Source organism: Paenibacillus sp. FW101-FHT12H11, from assembly GCF_058790355.1.
The window spans coordinates 778,258-803,295 of record NZ_JBYTCO010000003.1; the positions used below are offsets into that span (position 1 = coordinate 778,258).

8 protein-coding genes are annotated in these 25,038 nt (G+C 48.4%); all 8 read left to right on the plus strand.

The annotated features are described in order from the left end of the window. Window positions 1-137 precede the first annotated feature (137 nt). Entirely contained in the window at window positions 138-1,526 is a 1,389-nt protein-coding gene (locus AC3WTJ_RS13425) for an ABC transporter substrate-binding protein (protein WP_492522174.1), read from the plus strand. A gap of 82 nt (window positions 1,527-1,608) precedes the next feature. After that, complete coding sequence (locus tag AC3WTJ_RS13430; RefSeq protein ID WP_492522175.1) at window positions 1,609-2,562, plus strand: carbohydrate ABC transporter permease; 954 nt, start codon at window positions 1,609-1,611, stop codon at window positions 2,560-2,562. A 13-nt stretch (window positions 2,563-2,575) separates the two neighbouring features. Beyond that, on the plus strand, window positions 2,576-3,424 hold the full coding sequence (locus AC3WTJ_RS13435; RefSeq protein WP_492522176.1) for a carbohydrate ABC transporter permease: 849 nt from the start codon (window positions 2,576-2,578) through the stop codon (window positions 3,422-3,424). Between the two features lie 66 nt (window positions 3,425-3,490). After that, window positions 3,491-8,659 carry a discoidin domain-containing protein gene (locus tag AC3WTJ_RS13440; RefSeq protein WP_492522177.1) on the plus strand — a complete coding sequence of 1,723 codons (5,169 nt, stop codon included), beginning with the start codon at window positions 3,491-3,493 and terminating at the stop codon, window positions 8,657-8,659. Window positions 8,660-8,750: 91 nt separating this feature from the next. Then, window positions 8,751-11,900 (plus strand): LamG-like jellyroll fold domain-containing protein, encoded by a 3,150-nt coding sequence (locus AC3WTJ_RS13445; protein ID WP_492522178.1) that lies wholly within the window; start codon window positions 8,751-8,753, stop codon window positions 11,898-11,900. A 380-nt stretch (window positions 11,901-12,280) separates the two neighbouring features. Next, complete coding sequence (locus AC3WTJ_RS13450) at window positions 12,281-15,796, plus strand: LamG-like jellyroll fold domain-containing protein (protein WP_492522179.1); 3,516 nt, start codon at window positions 12,281-12,283, stop codon at window positions 15,794-15,796. 270 nt (window positions 15,797-16,066) lie between these two features. After that, entirely contained in the window at window positions 16,067-21,100 is a 5,034-nt protein-coding gene (locus AC3WTJ_RS13455) for an Ig-like domain-containing protein (RefSeq protein ID WP_492522180.1), read from the plus strand. Window positions 21,101-21,207: 107 nt separating this feature from the next. After that, window positions 21,208-25,023, plus strand: a complete 3,816-nt coding sequence (locus AC3WTJ_RS13460; RefSeq protein ID WP_492522181.1) for a polysaccharide lyase family 8 super-sandwich domain-containing protein — start codon at window positions 21,208-21,210, stop codon at window positions 25,021-25,023. The last annotated feature ends 15 nt before the right edge of the window (window positions 25,024-25,038 follow it).

Consider the following 25,038-nt stretch of genomic DNA (forward strand, 5'->3'; position numbering starts at 1 on the left):
ACCTATTTACAGTACTAAATTCAATGGTTGTATAGGCTGGAAATTACTATGATTAAAGTGTGTAAAGGAATTGCAAATACCAGAAGCGGACGCTTTCCTGCACGTTTGCTCCGCAAAACTCTTGGGAGGTCTATACGATGATGAAGCCAAAAAAAGCAATGACTTGGGGTATGGTGTTATCGACGGTGCTGCTGATAACGGCCTGCGGAAGTAATAACGCGAATACGACTATGGCATCTGTGAAACCAGCTGAAAGCGTTAAGCCTGTAGAAAGCGCGAAGCCGGCTGACAGCGCCAAACCGGAGGGAACGAAGCTTGCCGGTGACTTTGAAATTCAATATTTTGTCGGCGGCTATGGCGACGCTTGGTGGAAACAAGCCATTGCCGATTTCCAAAAACAAAATCCGAACCTGAAGATTAAAGAATCCGCAGGAGCGAAAATTAATGATCAAATGAAGCCCCGTTGGCTGCAAGGCAACCCGCCCGATTTTGTTTACATCGACGGAGCTGGCTCTAACACAAGGCAAATGGTAACGGACGATCAGCTTATGGATATTACGGACTGGCTGAAGGATGCCAAAAACGTAGATGGCAAAAAGATTCTCGATCTATTGATCGCTCAGCCGGAAGAGTATAAACCAGGCAAAGCCTTTGCTGTACCGCTTGTTTTTGGATCATGGGGCACGTTCTACGATAAAGCATTATTTAAAAGCAAGGGATGGCAAGCACCTGCTGACTTCGAAAGCTTCATGGCTTTAGGAGAGAAAATTAAAGCTGACGGTCAAATGAGCGATTACATTCATACAGGGGTGTACCCTTACTACATCAATGGGGGATTATTGGACCCGACGATTATCGCTATGAACAACTACGATACTTCAATTTTCAAGAAAATTAATGGTCTTGAAAAAGGGGTTTGGAAGAGCGAACCGGTCATGAAGTCACTCGCCAAAATCGTGGAAATGAGAGACAAAGGGCTTATCGACAAAGGGTCTCCGGCGCTGAATCACACGGATTCCCAGTCCCAATGGCTGCAGCATAAAGCAGCATTTATCCCGACAGGCATCTGGGTTGAAAGCGAGATGGCCAAGGATATTCCAGCTGGATTCGAGTTCGGATTCCTGCCTTCCATCGGCCAAGACAAAGGCGGCAAGTTCGTAGCGAACCCTTACACCTCCACAGTGGCGATCGCGAAAAAAGCGAAAAATCCTGACGCAGCCAAAGCCTTCATGCAATTCATTTTCACTGAAAAGCAAAGTAAAGCATGGGCAGAGCTTTCCAAAGCTCCTTCCAACATTAAAGCAGATCTGGAAGGTACGAATGCACCGGCTTTAACCAAAGAAGCAGCCAAGTTCTATAACTCTCCGAACACCGTTGTTGCACCTGAAATCGTGATCCCAGAAGAGCTGGTAACAGCGAGAAACAATGCAACGATCGCGCTTACCAAAGGTGAAATTACGCCTCAGCAGTGGGCGGATCGTATGGAAGAAGCGACAGACAAAATTCGCTCCAAAGAAAAGAAATAAGTCACCATAAAGATCTGGCTGATAAGCAGGGAAGCATGCCATCTTACCACTTATCAGTCAGAATCTTAGATAGGAGGGAAGTATGAAAGAGAGAAAGACAGCGGCAGCTGGCCCAATGGATCGGAAAATGAGTGGTAGAACCGGAACTGCGAAGATGAAGCGGAATATGTTCATTCTTTCCTTTATCCTTCCGACTTTGCTACTTTATCTCATTTTTACCGTCTACCCGATGTTCAAAGGCATTTATCTAAGCTTGTTTGATTGGTCGGGCGGTTCGGAGACCTATAATTTTATTGGTCTCGGCAATTTTTATGATATGGTCCATGACAGTGTGATCTTGAAAACCATTCGAAACGACTACATTCTAGTCGTCGGTAAAGTCATTGGCTTTATGGTTTTGTCCATGTTCTTCGCGGTAGCGCTTACTCGGCTCAACATCAGAGGTTCAGGCTTCTATCGGATCATTTTCTTTTTGCCCAATGTGCTCTCCGTCGTTGTTGTAGGGGTTCTCTGGCGGTATGTGTATAATCCGAACCTGGGATTTCTGAATTCCTTTATCTCTTTATTTACGGATAAAAAGTTCGATTTCGCTTGGTTAGGCGATAAATGGTCGATATTCGCGCTTCTGCCGCCTTCCATCTGGGCAGGGATCGGATTTACCATCATTTTGCTCGTCGCAGGTATTCTTAGCATTCCGTCATCCTTGTTTGAATCCGCAGACATCGACGGCGCCTCGCAGTGGGAGCAATTTTGGCTCATTACTCTTCCTCTTTCGTGGGAGCAGATCAAGACATCCGTGGTCTGGATTGTGATGACGACACTGAACGGCTCGTTCGTCATCGTGACGATCATGACCTTTGAAGGCGGAGTTGATAATGCCACACAGGTTATGGGCTCCTATCTGTATTTGAATGCCTTCAAGTTCGGCAAATTCAGCTATGCGTCTGCGATTGGCGTTCTCATTCTGGTTCTTTCTTTAATCACGACAGCAACCCTGCAGAGACTAATGAAGAGAGAAACCATTGAATTAACGTAGAGGAGTAATGGTTATGAGTCAACGTATGATGAATCCGGCATTTCGCGTGTTTTTCAAAGTGTGTCTGATCGCTTGGTCCATTTGCATTTTGTATCCGCTGCTCTGGACCATTTTTAGTTCCTTGAAAGATAATCAGCAGTTCTTTATTGGCAAACCGTGGGACTTGCCAAACTTCCCTTTACTCTGGTCGAATTTTTCGTTCGTATGGGGAAAATATCATTTTGGCCAAAATTTTATGAACTCCCTTGTTGTGACCGTAGTCAGCACAGTCCTGGGTGTCCTCTTGTCAGCTACGACCGCTTATGTCATTGCCCGCTTTACCTTTCGAGGAAACGGTTTACTGTACTATTCGTACCTTTCCTACATGATGATACCAACGTTTCTGGGGATCATTCCCTTGTTCTTTTTGCTGAATGATCTTCATCTAACGAATAATTTATTCGGTCTCATGTTAGTCTACATGGTTACTGCCGTGCCGTTTGCGGTTTTTGTCCTCGTCAGTTTTTTTAAATCGCTGCCAAGCGAACTTGAAGAAGCAGCTGCGATTGACGGGGCTTCTCATTATGGCATCTTCTTCCGGATTATGCTTCCGCTTGCCAAACCGGGATTGATGTCCGTAGCGATCATTACGGTGCTGAATATTTGGAATGAATATGTGTTCGCGCTTGTACTGATTAATGATCCAACCAAATATACGATCCCGGTAGCCATTGCGGTTATGCAGGGGGAAATGCAGTACAGAACGGAGTGGGGCCCCCTTTTTGCAGCGCTGATTATCTCCATGGGGCCGACCATTGTATTCTATAGCATTTTTCAAAAGCAGATTACAGGAGGAATTACGGCTGGGGCATTAAAGGGTTAGCAGCAACATGGTATCCCTCGGTCGTTTAGCCATATGAGGTTGAAAATGAAGAGGAGAGTGTAGGAAGTGAAGACGCTTAAACACGCATTCGGTTTTGTTTTTTGCCTGATGTTCGTCGTAGCCATCATCTTCTTGGGCGGGACCACGACACATGCGGCAGCGGTTGGCGACATCACGAACTTCGAGAAGACGGACGCGAAGACGTTCACCATCACATCGGGCTCCGATAAGGTGAAGGTCATTTTTAATCGCGACGACATGGTTCGAATCTGGCTTGGTGTAGGCGGGAATTTTCAAACGCTAGCGGGCAGAAGCTCGTCAGCACCCAAAGAGCCAATCGTGGTTAAGGAAGATTTCGGCCCGGTCGCTGTGGATTGGACAGATGAGGGCAGCTACTACAAAATCACAACAGGTAAATTCGTTTTACGTGCTTACAAAAGCCCGCTGAAATTCGCGATGTACAAAAGCGACAACGCGACCGTTGTTTGGCAAGAGGAGTCGCCGTTAAACTACAGCTCATCCTCTACAACTCAGAAGCTTGTCAGAGGTACTGATGAATACTACTACGGCGGAGGCATGCAAAATGGATTTTTCTCTCACCGGGATAAGACGATCAAGATCGCCAAAAACTTTGGCGATTGGGGCAGTGGTACGGTCTCCAATCCATCTCCGTTTTATTTGAGCACAGCTGGTTATGGCGCACTGCGGAATACGTTCCAAGACGGTACCTACGATTTCGGCAGTCCCGCACAATTGACGCACAATGAAAATCGTTTTGATGCGTACTATTTTTACGGCGATACGATGAAGGATATCTTGAACGGTTATACCGATTTGACAGGCAAACCTTCGCTGATTCCTAGATGGGGAATGAGCATGGGGGATGCGGATTGTTACAACACAAGCAATACCGGTGCGAACAAGCCGAATAAGCTGACGACGCCGGATGTTCTGAAGGTGGCGCAAGGCTTCCGCGACAATGACATGCCGGGCGGTTGGCTGCTGCCGAACGACGGTTATGGCTGCGGGTATGTGCAGCTGCCGAGCACTGTAGCGCAGCTTCATGATTTGGGCTTTTACACCGGCTTGTGGACGCAAAACGGTCTTGCGAATATCGCCACCGAAGTAGGCGTGGCCGGTACGCGTTTGAATAAGCTGGACGTAGCTTGGGTCGGACCTGGGTACGACTTTGCGCTGGATGCAACGAAGCAGGCGCATCAAGGCGTTGAGAGCAACTCCGATTCTCGCGGATTTGTATGGTCCGTTGGCGGATGGGCAGGCACACAGCGCTATTCAACCGTTTGGTCCGGCGATCAATCCGGGAACTGGGAATACATCCGCTTCCACATTCCTTCGATGATCGGCGCCGGTTTGTCAGGCATGACGTACGCAACCGGTGATGTGGATGGGATTTTCGGCGGCAGCGCGCAGACCTATGTCCGCGATTTGCAATGGAAAGCGTTTACACCAATTCTGATGAGCATGTCCGGTTGGGCATCCGTAGATAAACAGCCATGGCGCTATGGGGAGCCTTATACAAGCTATAACCGTGATATTTTAAAACTTAGACAGCGTTTAACGCCTTATTTTTACACCTATCTGAATGAAGCTTATGAATCGGGAGCGCCGTTCACGAGAGGGATGGTTTATGAATTCCCGAACGATCCGAATACGAAAAATACATTAACACAGTATCAATTCATGTCCGGGCAGTCCCTGCTCGTAGCACCGGTTTACAAAGATACGACCGTTAGAAATGGGATTTACTTGCCAAAAGGCAAATGGATCGACTACTGGACGGGTGCGGAGCATTACGGTTCCAAAATGCTGGACGAATACAGCGCTCCGTTGAGCCGTGTGCCATTGCTCGTCAAAGCCGGCGCCATTATCCCTATGTATCCGGAAACGCTATATGACGGCCAAGTGCCGCCTAATCCGATTACGTACGATATCTATCCTTACAAAACTTCATCTTTCACGATGTACGAGGATGATGGGGTAACGAGAGAACACCGCAATGGCAAATTTGCGAAAACGTTGATTACTTCCGTTGCTCCGGAAGCTGGAACCGGTGATTTGAAGGTTCAAGTAGGAGCAAGCGTTGGCGATTATAACGGCAAGCTGGCGGCACGCACCAATCAATTCCAAATTCACATGCACATGAAACCGGCTGGTGTGGCTGTTGGCGGTTCCGCTTATACGGAGCGTGCAAGTAAAACGGAGTTGGGGGCATCAGCAAGCGGCTGGTACTATGATGCGGCAGACAAAGGCGGCATCCTCTATGTGAAAACGCCGGATATGCCGTCGAATCAAGGATTTGAATTGAAAGTAGCCGGCTTTGAAGCGGATACGACACCATTGACCGATGCAGCGGTCATCACACTGCCGGAACCGGATAACGATCCAACGAAAATCCCGCAAGGAGACATTGTGGCAACAGCAACAAGTACAGATGCGACTTCTCCTTTGGCGAATGCACTTGACGGAAGCACGGAAACAGTGTGGAGTACGAAACTGGACGGCAGCGCACCATTGCCACAGTCCATTACACTGAATTTAGGCACGAAATTCTCTGTGAATAAACTGAAGTACCTGCCAAGACAGTATCTGGGCACGGATGGCATTATTACAGCTTATAACATCTATGTGAGTACAGATGGAACCAATTATACGAAGGTAACCAACGGCACATGGACGGCGGATAAGCAGGAGAAAACCGTGACGTTCCCTACCGCCGAAGCGCAATATGTCAGATTGGAAGCAACAGCCGGCGTTAATGGTTTTGCGGCAGCGGCTGAGCTGAATGTGTACCGGGATGGGACAGTGCCTGTACCTCTGGCGATTCCGAAAACTCAGCTGAAGGCTTCAGCGTTAAGTTTCCAGCCGGGCAGCGAAGCGTCCAAAGCCATTGATGGCGACGCCAACTCCGTCTGGCACACGAAATGGGACGGCTCTGACAAATTACCGCAATCGATTATTGTTGATTTGGGCAAGGTGCGCAACATTAGCCAATTCCGTTATGCACCGCGTACTGACGCTGGGAATGGCACAATTCAAACCTATAATCTGTATGTCAGCACCGACGGCACAAATTTTACAAAAATTAGTTCGGGTTCTTGGACTCGAAATAATATCAAAAAGTATGTTCAATTCGAAGCGGTTGACGCCCGCTATGTGAAATTAGAGGCTGTAGTCGCCGTAGGCGGGTTCGCCTCAGCATCTGAACTTGATGTGTATGAAACGCCGCAGGCACCGCCAACCTTGGGAGATATTTTGAAAGGTAAACCGGCATCGGCAGACAGCTCAGATCCATCCTTCGCGGCAAGTAACGCCAACGATGGCCAAATGGATACGATGTGGGTGGCGGGTGATGCGAACGCTAACCACGTATGGTCCGCTGATTTGGGCAGCATGCATGCCATTCAAGGGCTGGAGATCGCGTTCGGACAAAGCGATAAAGTGTACAAATACAAGCTGGAAGTCCGTGAAGCGGGGAGCAGCAATTGGATTCAAGTTCTAAACCGTATGAACAATACGGAAGCAGCGCCAGTCCTCAAAGATACATTCGGCAGCCAAGGGCGTTATGTGAGAATCACAATTACTGGACTGCCTGATGCGAATACGAAGGCAAGCATTGCGGACGTGAAGCTGATCGGCTTGCCGATTGTCGGAACGGCGCCGGTAACGGGCATTACGCTTGATCGTTCGGCGATGACGATGAATGTGCTTGATGCACCGATTGCCTTGGAAGCGACCGTCATGCCTCTGAATGCAGCCAACACAGGCGTGACTTGGAGCACAAGCAACCCTGCGATTGCCATGGTCAATGAGAACGGAGTCGTCTCTGCGAAAGGCGCAGGAACAGCTACGATCACCGCAACTACGGCAGAAGGCGGTTATAAAGCTACGGTAGATGTTACGGTAACGGGACAAACCGGTTTGGAGAAAATTCCGCAAACGCAAATGACGGCGACGGCTGCAAGCTTCCAGGCCGGTAACGAGCCGAACTTGGCGATTGACGGAGATCCGAGCACTTGGTGGCACATCAAATGGTTTAACGTTGATCCGCTGCCACAATCGATCGTTTTGAATTTAGGCGGAACTTACAAAATCAGCAAATTGGCATACACGCCTCGTCAGGATGCCGCTAATGGTACAATTACGGCTTACAACGTATATGTCAGCGACGACGGCAATCAGTATACGAAAGTAGCGAGTGGAGCATGGCTGCAAAATAACAGTCTGAAAGAAGTGAATTTTGCACCCGTTACTGCTGCATTCATCAAGCTTGAAGCAACGGCTGGCGCAGGCAACTTCGCTTCTGCTTCAGAGCTGAATGTGTATAAGGTGGATGTAGTACCGGTGCCTACTTTGCAAACGATCGCTTTTGATGCAGCAAGCTACGAAGTGCAGCAAGGGCAATCCAAACCTGTTAAGGTTACTGCACAGTATTCGGACGGAACTAATCAAGATGTGACAACTGCATCCGTGTTGGAGATTGGCAATACGCTGCTGGCTACGCTAACAAACGGTACGATCACGGGTGTTTCCCAAGGGGAAACGGTCGTTACGGCAACGTATGGCGGGAAGCAAGCCTCTGCGCCTATCAAAGTGACAGTAGTTGCATCACAAGCTCCATATACAACACTAACAGGAAGTAGTTCCAGCATTCAGGGCGGACAGCCGCTCCAAGTCGCTTATGGCGTAAACAATGTGGCGCAGCAAGCTTATGCGGAAGATATCACATTAACCTATGATCCGAATGTCATGGAATTCGTATCGGTGGAGCCGGTGTATCCAAACCTGAGCATTGTCAAAAAAGTATTGGATGGGTCGGGTAAAATCCGCTTGATTACCGCTAGCGAAGGCGCAGGTCACGCCGTAACAGGCAATGCGCAATTGTTAAAGCTCACTTTTAACTCCAAAGTGACTTCTACGGCTATTACGACGTTCATTGAAGTAACGGACACTACGCTTGGGAATGAGCTGGGCAACGAGTTCAAAGCATTAAATTCCTCCCTAAGCGTTCAAGTAACACCAATTCCTGCCGGCACTCCTGGCGATTTGAACAACGACGGAAGAGTGTCGATCGGCGATTTGGGCATGATGGCAGCTAACTACGGTAAAAATACATCAAGTCCAGATTGGGCGAGCATTAAACACTTGGATTTCAACAATGACGGAGAGATTGAAATTTCAGATCTGGCCTTCATTGCTTCGAAAATCATGGAATAGTATCTAAGCTAAAAGGAGGGACTCTTGAACTGCCGGTTCAAGAGGTTCCTCCTCTTCCACTTAACTGACAATGAAAAGGAGTAAATTCCAGATGCATGCCAAGTCATTTGCAAAAATCCGGAAATCAGTCGTAAGTTTACTCGTAATCGGCGCTCTGACACTTAACAGTTTGCCGGGGGAAACAAACGGAGTAGCAAGAGCCGAAGGCATCGGTTTGCCAGGGGTCAGACAAACGCTAAATGGTGCAACGCTATCAGCCGCCGTGACCGATGACGTCTATGCACCACACAAGCGTTCTGACGGAAACTATCTCGTTTTTCCCGTTATCAGCGATTTGCAGATGGGCAACCGCGCGACAGACGCTCCCAAGTTCGAACAAGCGATGGATCAGCTTCGAACGTTGGTGCCTGACTATGACGCCATCGCCATTGCAGGCGATCTGACGGAGCACGGGGCCATTTCCGAATACGATACGGTCATGAACATCTTCAACCGAAAGAAAGTGTCGTCAGCCGCCAATTTGTTCGTCATCGGCAATCACGAGTACATCAATGGCCTGACGCCTCAGCTTGCGCAAGACCGCTTTGAACAAAAGACGGGCACAGAAAACTATTATTACGATAAATGGATTAACGGTTTTCATTTTATTATGTTAGGAACGGAAGATTCTACGAGAGACGGCAAAATGTCAGATGCCCAGATCGCCTGGCTGGAGCAAAAGTTGGCCGAAAATGCGGATCCGAACAAGCCGATTTTCGTCTTTCATCACCAGCACATCAAGGACACCGTTTACGGCAGCGACCTTTGGGGTTATTTCAACACCAAGTTATATAACGCATTAAGCAAGTATCCGCAGGTCGTGACGTTTACGGGGCATTCCCATTATCCGATTGACGATCCCAGGTCGATTCACCAGCAGGATTTTACCTCACTAGGCACGTCAGCTATTAGTTACCCAGAACTTGAACCAGGGAAAATACAGGGCAATTTCCCAGACGATCATATCATGCAGGGATTAATTGTTGAGGTACAGGATGGCCAGGTTGTCATTAAGCGCAGAGATTTTCATGCTAATAAGTGGACTGGCGAAGATTATGTAGTGCGTTATCCAGCAGACAAATCAAAATTCACCTATACAAACAGTCGCGATCAGGTGAAGCCGGTTTTCCCTGTAAGCGCACATGCCAGCGTAGATCCCTCTTCAATTCAAGCGCAGAAAGTCAAATTGAAATTCGATCAAGCAACGGATAATTTGATGGTGCACTCATATGAAATCAATATGATTAAAGCGGATACGAATGTACAGGCCATGTCGCTAAAAGCGTTTTCGGAATGGTACTACGACCCTGTTCCGAGCTCGCTGTCGCTGGACATTGCCGGCCTTCGTCCAAACACGCCTTACAGAGCTGAAATATGGGCGCTTGATTCCTTCAACAACCGCAGCGACAAAGCGCTTACGACGGAGTTTACAACAGCTCAGGCAGCTTCGATCGATGAAATGGCCGTCATCGACATCGACTTTGCCGACGGCACAGGCAAGGATCGGTCTACAGCGCACAATGATGCTGTTGCGAATGGCAGTGGTGCGACGATTGTGTACAGCAACGTGTTCAAAAAATATGTGGGCAGAATGAACGGAACCAACGATCAATATTTCCGGATCGCGCCAAGCGACTCCATTAAACAGGTCGTCGGCGAATTTACGCTGGAGGCAGACTTCATTCTGAATACCGTACGCAATCAGGCGATTTTCGGTAATACAGAGAGCGGAGGTCTCTCGTTTGAATCGACAAGCGGTGGCAATGTGGAGTTGTGGGCATACATCGACGGGGCCTATAAACGTATAGGGGTCACCCTGTCGGCAGGAATACCCTATCATCTGGCCGCTACCTATGACGGTACACAAATCGTGCTTTACTTGAATGGCCAAAAAGTGAAGACCTTGAATGCCACCGGCCAACTGAAGCAGCCCAATATGAATTTTGCCATTGGAGCTGACCCTTCCAGCGGTAATAAGGGCGGTATCGTGCTGAATGGCGATGTCAGCGTGGCCAGACTATTCAGCACCGCTCTTACTGCGGATGAAGTTCAAAAGTCGTATCAGGAGCAGGCCAACCGGATGGCTATTACCGAATTTGACCAGCTATACGCTGATTTAAATCAAGCTCGGGCGCTTGCTGACAATCCGAATGTTATAGGCAGCAGCCCAGGGCAGTATCCGCAGGCAGCGATGGAGGATTACCGCTCTGAAATCGCTCGGGCAGCGGGCGCTTTCCAATCATGGTCGATGACAAAAGAGCAGGCCGCAACAGCGATCTCTGCCCTTCAAGCAGGAAAAACGCTATTGGATAGCAGGAAAAATCAAGCTGCGCCTACCTTGCAAACCATCGCTTTTGATGCAGCAAGTTATGAAGTGCAGCAAGGGCAATCCAAACCTGTTAAGGTAAAAGCGCAGTATTCGGACGGAACTAATCAAGATGTGACAACTGCATCCGTGTTGGAGATTGGCAATACGCTGCTGGCTACGCTAACAAACGGTACGATCACGGGTGTTTCCCAAGGGGAAACGGTCGTTACGGCAACGTATGGCGGGAAGCAAACGTCTGCACCTATCAAAGTGACAGTAGTTTCACCACAAGCTTCATATACAACACTTACGGGAAGTAGTTCCAGCATTCAAGGCGGACAGCCGCTCGAAGTCGCTTATGGCGTAAACAATGTGGCGCAGCAAGCTTATGCGGAAGATATCACATTAACCTATGATCCGAATGTCATGGAATTCGGATCGGTGGAGCCGGTGTATCCGAATCTTAGCATCGTGCGAAAAACGAATGATGGAACGGGTAAAGTTCGTTTGATTACCGCCAGCCGAGGCTTAGGTCACGCTGTGACAGGCAATACGCAATTGTTAAAGCTTACTTTTAATTCCAAAGTGACTTCTACGGCTATTACGACTTTCATTGAAGTGACGGACACTACGCTGGGGAATGAGCTGGGCAACGAGTTCAAAGCGTTAAATTCTTCCCTAAGCATCCATGTAACACCGATTCCTGCCGGTACTCCTGGCGATTTGAACAACGACGGAAAAGTGTCGATCGGCGATTTGGGCATGATGGCAGCTAATTACGGTAAAAACACGTCAAGTCCGGATTGGGCGAGCATTAAACATCTGGATTTCAATAATGACGGAGAGATTGAGATTTCCGATCTGGCCTTCATTGCTTCGAAAATGGTGGAATAGACAGAGGAAGGAGACCCTTGCTAGATTCATTGAGGGTCTCCTCTTTAGGGACTATTTTCGTGCATATAACGGCCGCTGAGTCCGAAAGACTTAGGGAGTCGCGTATTAAAAGACGAAAAAATACGAATGGCAGGAACTTTTGTCGAAGGTCTTGCCATCGCTAATTTTCTTGAATAAACTAACAATTTAATGGGTTGTTATTATGTGTATTTACATTGTTTTTGTTTTGTGAAATTTGGTTTAAGTACTTGTCATTTGCCCTTCTCTCGCATAAGATCACAGAGTAATGAGTTGTTATTATGTGTTTTTATATTGTTTTAGTTTTGTAAACGTGTTGGCAAGCACCAAAAACTATTACTTTATTTCGGGAGGATGTCCAAGTGAAAGTAACGTTTAAGCAAGTGTTCATGTCTACGTTAACAGCTACGCTTTTAGCAACTTCCAGTTTGTCGGTTACGCTGCCGTTTATGGCGGAAACCGCCTATGCCGCAGTCGTTGCTTCCGACTTTGCGCTTCAATTGAAGTTTGAGGACAATGCTGTCGACAGCTCCACAAACGCAACCAATGTCACAGCAACGGGGAATCCAACTTATGTGGCGGGAAGAGAAGGGAAAGCACTCAATCTCAACTCGACAAGTGCGAACAGGCAATATTTGAATCTGGGCAAGCCGGTTAATCTGCAATTCGGCACAAGCACAAACTTTACATTAGCTTTCTGGGTGAAGTCTCCTGGTGTAGCAAGCGATCCGCCGGTTATTGCAAACAAAAACTGGGCTAGCGGCAGCAATGTAGGTTATGCCTTATCATTACAGCCGAATAATAGTTTGAAATGGAACTATAACACACAGGGCGGGTCGCGAGCGGATGCGGAGATTCCGAATGTAGCTGACGGGAAATGGCATCATATCGTCGTCTCCCATGATCGAACAACCGGGCGCGCGGATTTCTATAAAGACGGAGTACCTGCAGCCATTTCAGTGAAAACCGGCTCGTTATACCAAAGCATATCGAGCAGTATGAATATTGCCGGCAGAACAGGAACGATTGATTCGGGATTGTCCACGATGATCGGCAACGATGGCACAGGGAATTACGAGGTAAGCACGTTTGACATGCAAGTGGACGAAATGCAAGTCATTAAACGAGCTGTCACTTCACAGGAAGTCGGGGATATGTTTAATAGCGCGCCTCCGATAGAGGTGAATGAGAATTTTAAAGGTTCGTTGAACTTGATTGGCGCTGAACATGCCGTACAAAGGAGTACATTCCGGGTCAATTTGGATCTGCGCACGCCAACGATGAGCACGGCGGTGGATAAATCAGTCATTGAACTCGCTTATGACAGCAACTTATTCGACTTTGTAAACGCAACCAACGCTGTATCCGCAGATACATCCACGCCTGGGATCGTGAAGTTGACCATTCCGGGAGGCATCGTCTACGGCCAAACAAATCCGCTTGAATACAGCAAATCGAGAATTTCTGAAGTGTTTTTCAAAACAAAAGGGGCTTCCGGGCAAGGGCAAATTCAAGTAAGCAAAGCAGAGTTTTATGCCGGCGCGACCAAAATGGTGAATGAAACGTTTAATACGCAGCCCGAGACGGTTCAAATTCATCCGAAAGCCACAGAAGACTTGAATAAGGACGGCGTTGTCACGGTTGGCGACCTAGCCCTTGCACAAGGTAATTCCGCCGAACTGCAGAACTCCATTGCCAGCAACGCGCAATACGCTCCGTATAAAAGGGTTGTCGTCATCGGTATGGATGGCGGCGGTTTGTCTGTAATGCCCAATGCGCCGTATTGGGAGACGCCAAGCTCCCTGAAGGAGCAGGTCGGCAATAGGCAGATTGCACCTAACCTGCGTAGTCTAATTGAAAAAGGCGCTGTCAGCTACACGGCCAAAACGACACTGCCATCCAGCTCATCCCCGAACTGGGGCGCTATGTTGAATGGCGTTGACTTTAGCAAACATCAAATCAACAACACGGAAAGCGGACTCTATTATTATTCGGAAACCTCATCTTATCCATCCGTTTTCAAGAAGGTACGAGAAGCATTACCGAACAAGAAAATGGTTGCTTTCGCGCAGTGGAAAAACATTGTGGACGGGCATATCGAACCGTCTGTGGGCGTTGAAGTCGGAACAGGAAACGATGAAGCGGACGCAGCTGCTTTCGCACAGTATGTAGCTAGCGGTAAAGCGCTCGATACATCGCTTATGTTCATCCAATTCGACGATATGGACCATGCAGGACACGGTATTGGCTTCTACACAAAGCAATATTATGAGCAGCTGACGAAGACGGATCTGAACGTAGGAACAGTTGTCAACGCGCTGCGTGACAAAAACTTGCTGGATGACACCTTGATTGTCATGCTGCCGGATCACGGCGGAGGCACGGAGAACGCCAATACGACGCTGGGTAGCGCGACTTCACACGGGCAGGATTCTCCGCTGGCGACAACAATTTTCTTTGCGGCAAACGGAAGAACGGTGGCAACCGATGCGGGCAAGGAGAAAATTTTGCAAGGTGGAACGACCAAAGATTTGGCTGCCACGGTGTTGAAGGCGCTCGGCATTAACCGTACCATCGGTGATTCCCAAGAGATTAACGGCATGTTCGTCGCACAGAAAGATCAGAACAAAGCGGATGCGCCTAATTTACAGCTGACGAAAGTGGTAGCTCCAACAACGCAGCTCCTTAAGTATTATGAGTTGGCTGTCAGCAATACGGCGCTCCCTGCCAAAGCGATGGACATTATCGTTGCAACGAACGGGCTGAACGTAACGGCGGTAGAATCCGTTCAAGAAGGCGCGAAGGTAATCCGCAGTGAATCCGCTAATGGACAAACAAGAGTCGTGCTCAGCGCAGACAACGGCATTACACCCGATGCAGCTTTGTTGAAGATCCAAGCGACAGCACAAGATGAGTCTGCCACCGCTTTATTGGAAACAGCCGTAGTTGCCAATGCGCTAGGACAAGAGATGCTCCCGAATTTGAAGAGCGCACTGCGCGAGGATACAAGCGTTCAGGTTCCAGCTACGGGGTTGCAGCTTGATAAGCCTTCGGCAACGGTCAAACAAGGGCTGACGACAGAGTTGACGGCTACGATAATGCCAGTGAATGCGAGCAATAAGAACGTCACATGGAGCAGCAGCGATACATCGATAGCGAGCGTGGAGAATCAAGCGGGTAAGGGAATTGTAACCGGAATTAAACCAGGGACAGTGACGATTACAGCCACGAGCGTTGACGCCGGTTTTCAGGCGACAAGCCAAGTGACTGTGGAAGCAGGCGTACCTTCCAGTGCGGAGACGACGCTTAGCAGTGTTTCTTCTGTCACGCCAGGCAGTGAATTCGTTGTTCATTTAGGTTTGAACAATGTGACGAGTCAAGTTTATGCCGAAGATTTTGTGATCAATTATGAGGATAGCTTGTTAGATTTTGTGTCGGCCAAGTCGGTGAAAGATAAAGTAAGCCTAGTCGTTACGAAGAATACGTCAGGTAAATTACGGCTTATTTTAGCTAGCGAAGGGGCAGGGAACGCGATTACGGGGGAGACACCGCTGGTTGAAGTAACCTTCCGAGTTAAATCGATCTCGCAGTCGGCATCTGCGGCAATCACAGTAGCAAGTGCTATGCTCGCAGACAGCACGGGCACGGAAACAGCAGCAGCTGTATCGTCCGTTGGAGTGAATATATCGGTGGGTACTCCAGGTGATATTAACCATGATGGTAAAGTAAGTATTGGTGACCTTGCTTTTGCAGCTGCGAATTATGGTAAATCAACAGCAAGCCCGGATTGGCAAAATGTGAAGGCAGCCGATGTAAGTGGCAATGGCGTCATTGACATCGATGACCTTGCAGCGATTGCAACGAAAATCATCCAATAATTGAACATGCAGAGATCAGAGAAGAGCCTTTCTCTGATCTCCTTTTACCCTCTTTTCTCAACGTGCGTGAATGTGTGTGGGCTCCGATACAAAATGTGTCATCATTCTACAAAAACTCATGCTTGCTGAAAACTATGTCGAATCCATGCTGTGAAACAAGTAAAGAAATTAAACGAAATAGTAAAGATAATGCACACGATTTGGACAATACGTACTGTATCATATGGGGAAGACAATCGCTTCTCAAACGATACAAAGGAGCCGTGAATCATGTACTTTATTAAAACGTTTAAACGCACTGTTTCTCTGGGTGCCGTTGCGCTTTTGGCCGCCAATGTGGTGAATGTTCCTCTCGGAAGCAGCAGCCAAAAAGCCTATGCGGCAGTCATTCCTTCGCCATCAGCCATACCCACGGTCGTAAGTACCTATGTGGTTGCTGACAAAGCGCAGATCGCAACCCTCGGCGAGCAAGTTCAGCTGAAGGTAATGGCCCGCATGAGCAATGGTACGGAAGTAGAGTTGAAAAAGACGACCGCCTCCAACTCGACAGACCCTGAGCTGGGCAGCGTTCATTATACGTCAACCGTACAAGGTGTAACGATTGATGATGCAACAGGTATTTTGACGTACGATGGCTCTGCGGGCAATGTGCCTGTGGATGTTAAAGCGGACATCAAGTATTTGGATGTAAAATATTTTGAAGGTTTTGAAGGCGGGAATATTGGCAGCTTTACTTATGACCCGAGTGCTACGACAACGACATCAACAGCGGTAGTGGCCAAAACAGGAGCAGGTGTTCCAGCGCATAGCGGCACGTATAGTGCCAATCGTACTGGACCAACAACGAATACCGTTAGAGTCGATATGGGCGCAGCGCTGAATGGGATAGTTACGGCATGGTTTTATAATGGATCTGCTGGGGCAACTTCTCCTTCTGACCAATCCAGAAACAATATCTATGTCGGTACAAAAACGACATCTGGAGGCGTGAATGTATCTGCCGGCCTACTTATGGGGGAACATTGGGACGGTGCCACAGGTTCAGGGACTAAATTTATTACGAGATTGATGAGCTCATCTTTCTCTCCGACATCCGTAAATCGTGGAACAACGCCAGCCTGGCATGAGTTCAAATGGGATCTGACTTCGGGTACGGATGCCAAAATGTACATAGACGGGACTTTGGTTGGCACAACAACAGCGGAAACGAAATATCAATACGTCGCTTTGCTGGGCAATTGGTTGCCCAATAATGCGGTAACTTACTACGACGATATCAAAACAACTCAACTTGGAACCAGTCTCTCGACAACCCTGTCGATCCCGGTTACAACCGCTGATTTGGAAGGATTAACAGTAGAAGGTCAAGGAGGAGCGGCAGCGATTACAGCGGATGCAGGTACACTGCAAATGACAGCTGCTGCAAATCCGGCGGGCGCACATTCCATGGTCACATGGAAAGTCGAAAATACAGACGGTACGCCAACGAACCTCGCAGAGATTTCAGCAGCAGGCTTATTGTCTGCGAAGGGGAATGGGACGGTCAAGGTAACAGCGACTTCCACGGTTAAGCCGGAACTATCTGATAGCGCTCTAATTACGATCACAGGCCAGACGATTAAAGCAGCAGCTATCACGATTCAAGCGCCAGCAGGAGCAACCAGCTTTACAACGCTTGATCCTGTTTCATTGAGCGCTGAAGTCAAACCGGTTGGCACGGCGGATCCAACGGTGAGTTGGGCTATCTTGCAGGGAGCGGATGTCGTAACGATTTCGAGCGCGGGCGTTCTTACGCCAGTCAAAGCCGGCACCGTGCAAATTCAAGCGACAGCCAATGATCCTAGCGGTGTAAAAAGCAATATTTTGCAGCTAACGTTCGATGTCAAAATGACCTCCCTGACGGTGACAGGAGCAGGCGGAGCGACTGAGATCACTTCGCGTGCCGGACAGCTTCAAATGGGAGCGACCGCTCAGCCTGGGGGAGCGCCAACGACCAATGTGGCTTGGACGGTAGAGAATGGAACGGGAAGTGCTTCGATTAGCAGCACCGGTTTATTGACAGCCGTAGACAATGGTTCCGTGACGGTCAAAGCAACGGCGCAAGACGGCAGCGGTGTTGCCGGTCAAACGAACATTCAAATTTCGGGTCAAGGAAGCCATACCTTCTATGTCAGTTCCTCCACAGGCGATGACACAAATGATGGATTAAGCGCAGCTGCACCATGGAAAACCTTGAATAAAGTCAGCGGCACGACATTTATTCCCGGCGACAAGATTTTGCTCAAAGCAGGCGATTCATGGGACGGTCAATTATGGCCGAAAGGTTCAGGATCAGAAGGCAACCCGATTATTATCGACCAATATGGTACAGGCAACAGGCCTCTTATTAACGGGAAGGGAAATAATTTCGATCAAACGATTTACAACTCAACCACGACCTACAACTCAGGAGCTGTTTTTCTGAAAAATCAGGAATACTGGGAGCTTAACAATTTAGAAGTAACGAATGATGACAATTTTGCGGTTGAAAATAACGATTCTGCTGCGCTTCGTGCGGGTATTTTCTTTACCATCGATGCCAATGAAAGCGATCGGGTGTATAACCACATTTATATCCGCAACTGTTATGTTCATGACATTGACGGCAACAACAATGCAGGTCCTAAAGAAAATGGCGGCATTATCGGCGTAGTCAAAGGAACGGCTCCAACAAGCCAAGTGACGAAGGCCAGATTCAATGATGTGAAGGTTGAAAATAATACGATTCGCAAAGTCGATCGCGTTGCCATTCGTGTTGCGGCTCATGCGAACTACGTCGGCGATGATTCCTTCTCAACGACAGCCACATTTAAATATGGCAATTGGAACACGGGCTTTTACATTGCCCACAACACGATGGAGGATGTAGGCGGCGACGGGATTATTTTACGGGATACGGATGGGGCTGTACTAGAATATAACTATCTGAACAAATTCGGTACGCGGGTTGCGAGCAGCAACGCCATTGCAGGAATTTGGCTGGCAGTCGCCAAGAATACGCTCATTCAGTACAACGAGGTTACGGGAGGCCCTGCTAATAATCAGGATGGATGCGCCTTTGACTTTGATGAATTCCTGATAAATACGGTTTACCAATACAATTACAGCCATGACAATCCGATGGGCTTTATGCTCTTGATGGGAACCAATGAGAATGATGTTTTGCGCTACAACGTAAGTCAGAATGACGGCATTATCTTCAGGCACTTTGCTTTTGACGAGAAGACAACGGGCTCTATTTACAATAATGTGTTTTATTATGATGGCAGTAAAAACCAAATTATGGGCTCAGGCAACACAGTGAAAAGCGGTTATAGCTTCTATAACAATATTTTCTATAACACGAACACGACGACACCAACGAATTGGCTGAACAACAGCTGGAGCAATGCTTTATTCAGCAACAATGTGTTCTATGAAGCGGGTGGCGTTCATTCTGCCAATGAGCCTAACGATGCCAACAAGGTGACCGCTGAACCTAAGTTTGTGAATCCAGGTGGTGCAGGAGCAGGTTTGGCTTCAGCCAATGCTTACGAACTGCAACCGGACTCGCCTGCGATTAATGCAGGGATGGCGATAACGAATAACGGCGGTAAAGATTATAAAGGCGATCCGTTATATCAAGGATTCGCGGATATTGGAGCATTCGAATACCAAGGCGACACAACGGGAGCGAATCACCGTCCATTGATTTCGAATGCGAAATACAGCGTGAAAGTAGACCGCCCTGTTACAGGCAAGCTTTCTGCAAGCGACCCTGATGGCGATCCCCTGCAATTTTCAATCGTGAGCAATGGGTCTTTAGGTACGGTTCAACTGTTGAATAGTACGACAGGCGATTTCGTCTATACACCTAACCCAGGCGCTACAGGGAATGATAGCTTCACCTTCAAAGCATCCGATGGCTTGCTCGATTCGAATATCGGAACCGTAACGGTAGCGATTGCGCAGTCGAACTTGCTCCAAAACGGCGGTTTCGAAGCCGGTACAACAACGCCGCCTCCTGGCTGGACTTCATTCTATGGTACGGGAGCAGCCATCATTAGCGATCCTGCCCATGTGCATTCTGGCAGCAATGCCGTGAAATTCATGAGCAACAATTCTGGCGCAGAACAAGTGGTAAGCGGTTTGACGCCGAATACGAAATATGTAGCCAGAGGTTGGATCAAAGTTATGGATGCCGGAAATACGCAAAGCATCGGCGTCAAAAATTATGGCGGCAGCCAGATTTCAAAATCAATCAGCACACTGGATTACTCAGAAGGTAAAATCATTTTCAAAACAGGAGCTGCAAATACATCGGCCAACATTTATTCATGGAAAAATACGAATGCGAGCAATGATGGAAAAGTAGCGTACATCGACGATTTCTCCCTCTCTTTATATGAGAGCCCTACAGCAGTAAGCTCAGCTGTCAGCACCGTGCAAGACGCTGTTTATACCGGCAACTTATCGGTCAGCCGTTATGATGGGGATGCCCTGACGTATGCGATTGCCGTTAATGGCACAAAAGGGACAGCGGTCATTACGGATCCGGCAACAGGTGCGTTCACGTATACACCGAACCCGGGTGCTACTGGAACAGATACGTTTACGTTCAAAGCCAATGACGGTATAGCCGATTCTGAAGAGGCTGTTATTACGGTAAACATTGCGGCTTTACCGATGACGCTCTCGACAGAGCTAACGGGAGGAAGCACCGTTCAGTCCGGCGAGCCGCTCATAGTCACATACGGTTTGAAAAGCGTAAGAACAGCGGCATTGGCCCAAGATGTGACCGTTCAATATGATGCCAATGTGATGGAGTTTGTCTCCGCAATATCCGTGATTAAGGGCGTCACCATTATCGAGCCGATCACGCAATCAGCAGGCAAGCTGAGAATGATTATCGTAAGTCAAGGTACAGCTCATGCGGTTAGCGGTAACGCACTAGTTGCGGAGTTGACTTTCCGAGCCAAAGCCGTCACGCAAAATACGACGGGTACTGTCACAATATCGAAGGCCGTTCTCGGAGATGCACAAGGAGGAGAGGCGGAAGCAGCCGCTTCCAGCTACAGCGTAGCGATTATTGCACCGACTCCAGGCATGCCGGGAGACCTTACGAATGATAGGAAAGTGACGATCGGCGATTTGGCTATTGTAGCGGCTAATTATGGCAAAGATACGAACAGCCCGGATTGGGAGCAAGCGAAAAAAGCAGACGTTGTAGTTAACGGTAAAATCGATATTGACGACCTCGCGTTTGTAGCATCCAAAATAGAGTAATAAATAGAAGGGGAATCAGGGGAGTCAAGTGCTCCCCTCTTTTTTAGCTTAATGCCAAGGTGATGTCCAGCTTAATTAACGGAAGGTATCCGCCTAAGGAGGTACGAATGAAACACAGAATCCAATTTCACCTCATTCTTACACTGCTCGTTCTCATCTATGTCATTCCATTTGCACCATATGCCGCAGCGGCATCCAATCCCGCAGACGAATTTGACACGCTTCGTGCTAAAATGTTTACCTATTTCACGGGTGGAAACGGTTATGATCCGAATGATCCGGATATTTCCGTGAACATCAAGTTCAAGAGCGATGCCATAAGCAATGAGAATTTGACCGGCTACTGGGATACGATGAATAAGGCGGCGAACAGGAGCTATTTATGGGCTGATTTGCAAAGCACGACGAAATCAAGTGAAGTTTCCTCCCACTATACGCGTTTAAATCAAATGGCCATTGCTTATTCGACGATCGGTTCACCTCTCTATCATAATGTAAATCTTAAAAATGATATCGTCAGCGGTTTGGATTGGGCTTATGCCAATCGCTATAAAGAATCCAAAAGCGAATACGACAATTGGTGGGACTGGGAAATCGGCACGCCTCAGCTCGTTAATAGCACGCTCGTGCTCATGTATGAGGATTTGACGCAGGCTCAAATTGATAATTACATGCGGGCGATTGATCGATTTGTGCCTAATCCCAGCAAACGAACCGCCAGTTCGGTCGTTGAAACAGGCGCGAACTTACTGGACAAAGCCTATGTGGTGTCTCTTCGCGGCGTTATCGGCAAATCGAGCGCCAAAATTACCCAAGGCCGGGATTCGATGAGTCCCGCATTTCTATATGTGAAAAGCGGAGACGGTTTTTATGATGACGGATCGTTTATTCAACATACTTATGTAGCCTACACAGGCGGATATGGGGATGTGCTGCTCGGAAGAATGGCGGATCTCATGTACTTATTGAGCGGATCTTCTTGGAGCATTACGGACCCGAATGTGGCTAATGTGTACAGATGGGTCGATGAATCCTACAAGCCGCTTATTTATATGGGAGCCAGCATGGATAACCTGAAAGGACGGGGAATTTCAAGGCAAAGCGGTAACGATCATACGACAGGCCGCTCCATTATCCTGAGTATGCTGCGTCTGGCAGAAGGAGCGCCGCCCGAACAAGCGCTGAAAATCAAGCGGATGGTTAAGGAATGGATCTCAACGGATACAACGTTCGCAAACTATTATACAGGTGCAAGTATGTTTGATATGATTCTTGGCAAAAAGTTGATGAGTGATGGGGCCATCGTTCCTCAAGGCAAGCTGGTAGGCCAATTTCAATTCCCGGGAATGGATCGTGTCGCCCAGCTTCGTGAACATTTCGGACTGGGCATCAGCATGTTCTCGCCTCGTATTTCCGCCTTTGAATATGGCAATGGTGAAAATATCAAGGGCTGGTATACGGGTGTCGGAATGATGACCTTATACAACAATGATTTGAAACAGTACAGCGACAATTACTGGGCTACTGTAAATATGTATCGTCTTCCTGGAACGACAACAGACGGTTCTGGGAGTGGTACACCAGTTGACTGGAAAAACTATGCGAACCCGAACACATGGGTGGGAGGATCTTCGGTCGACCAACTTCACGGTTCTGCGGGAATGCAGTTCTCGCTTACTCAAAATACGGGAAGTCCCTTGCAAGGGAAGAAATCATGGTTCATGTTCGGTGATCAAATCGTCGCCGTAGGTTCCGGCATTGCAAGTACAGACACAGCACGTACGGTTGAAACGATCGTTGAGAACCGCAAGTTAAATGCAAGCGGCGATAATCCGCTAATTGTAGACGGCGTGACCAAAGCAAGCGGCCTTGGATGGTCGGAAACAATAAATAACGCGCATTGGGCGCATTTGGCCGGGAATGTGCCAGGCTCCGATATCGGTTATTATTTTCCAGGAACAGCATCCATAACTGGACTGCGTGAATTCAGATCTGGTACATGGAAACAGATAAATACAGGAGGAAATACGGAACAAGTGACGAATCCTTATCTTAGCCTGGCATTTCATCATGGCAAAGCACCTGCAAATGCGACTTACGCGTATGTCGTGCTGCCAGGCAAGGATGCAGCTGCAACGGCTAACTATGCGGCCAATCCGGATATTCAAATTCTGGAGAATTCAGCCGACGCCCATGCAGTAATGGATACAACATTGCATGCGGTTGGGGCTAATTTCTGGAACGATGTAACGAAGACCGTTTATGCCAACAATGAACCACTAATCACAAGCGACAAGAAGTCATCAGTTACAATGCTGGAAGCGGATGGGGAAATTCACATCGGGATTTCGGATCCGACGAAAGCGAACACAGGAACGATTCAAGTGGAATTGAACCGCAGCGCAGCGGGAGTCCTTTCCCTCGATCCTGGGATTACGGTTACCCAAGTCAGTCCGACGATTAAAATGAGCGTTCGAACTGGCGGAGCTTTCGGCAAGACACTAGCAGCCAAATTCAGTATGAAAGCGCCTTCTACGACCGAGACGCCTGTCTTGGTCAGTGCCGAAGGCGGCGCTTCGCAAGTTATGTTGTCTTGGACGGGGATGCAAGGAGCAGCTGGATACCGAGTGAAGTACGGCACTTCTCCAGGGGTATACACCAAAACGCTCGATGTCACATCTGTAAGTTCCACCAATCAAGTTGCGGTAACTGGCTTGGAAACAGGGAGAACCTACTATTTTGCCGTGGCGGCCTATCAGGCTTCCGGTGAAAGCGGACTATCCAATGAGCTATCCGCCACACCGGTTCCGATCGTTACGATCTTCCCTGAAGCCGACGTGTATGTCCGTGACGGCTCTTACGCCGGTACGAACTATGGGACGGCAGATACCCTGGTCACCAAGCAGGATGCTGCAGGATACGCCCGGCAATCGTACTTGCGATTTGATCTCGCTTCCATCTCAGGCGTCATAGAGAGCGCTAAAGTTACGCTCGTTCCAGTTGGAGTGAGTATGTCCGGCACAACGAATCAGGCGCAGCTTGTGGCGGATAACAGCTGGGGAGAGGCGGCCGTTAACTGGAATAATAAGCCTGCAGCAGGAGCGGCATTTGCGGCTTGGACACTGACATCGGCCTATACGCCGGCCCAATTTGATGTAACAGATCAAGTGAATGGCGCGCTGGCAGCGGACAAGAAAATGTCCCTGTTGATTGCATCAACTTCGAATCAGGGAGCGAAAGGGGACGTAAGTTACGCTTCCAGGGAGCATGCCAATGCCGCTTATCGTCCTGTTCTTGAGGTTACGTTAAGTACGCCTCCGGCAGTATTATCCACGGAGCTTACAGGCGGCAGCACGGTAGCGAGCGGGGAAACATTTAAGGTCACATTTGGGCTAAAGAACCTGGCACAGCCGGCATTTGCGCAAGATGTCACCTTGCATTACGATGCGAATGCGATGGAATTCGTATCTGCAAGTTCAGTGAATGAGGGTGTTTCCATTTTGGAGCCGATTAGGCAATCATCAGGTAAGCTTCGACTCTTCATTGTCAGTAAAGGCGCGGCTCATGCCATTAGCGAGGACGCGCAAGTTGTGGAGCTGACGTTCAGGGCCAAAGCAGTTACGGAAAATAAAACGGGGAATGTCGAGATTTCTAAGGCGGTTTTAGGCGATGCAGCGGGGGGCGAAGCGGAAGCTGCGGCTTCCAGCTATAGCGTAGCGATCGAGGCTCCGATCCCTGGCATTCCTGGTGATCTTACGAACGATAGGAAAGTGACGATTGGCGACTTGGCCATCGTAGCTGCCCACTACGGTAAAGATACAAACAGTCCGGATTGGGAAGAGGCTAAGAAAGCGGATGTGATTGGCGATGGTCGTATCGATATTGACGACCTTGCCTTTGTAGCTGCAAAAATAATCCAGTAACTAGAAGAGGATGAC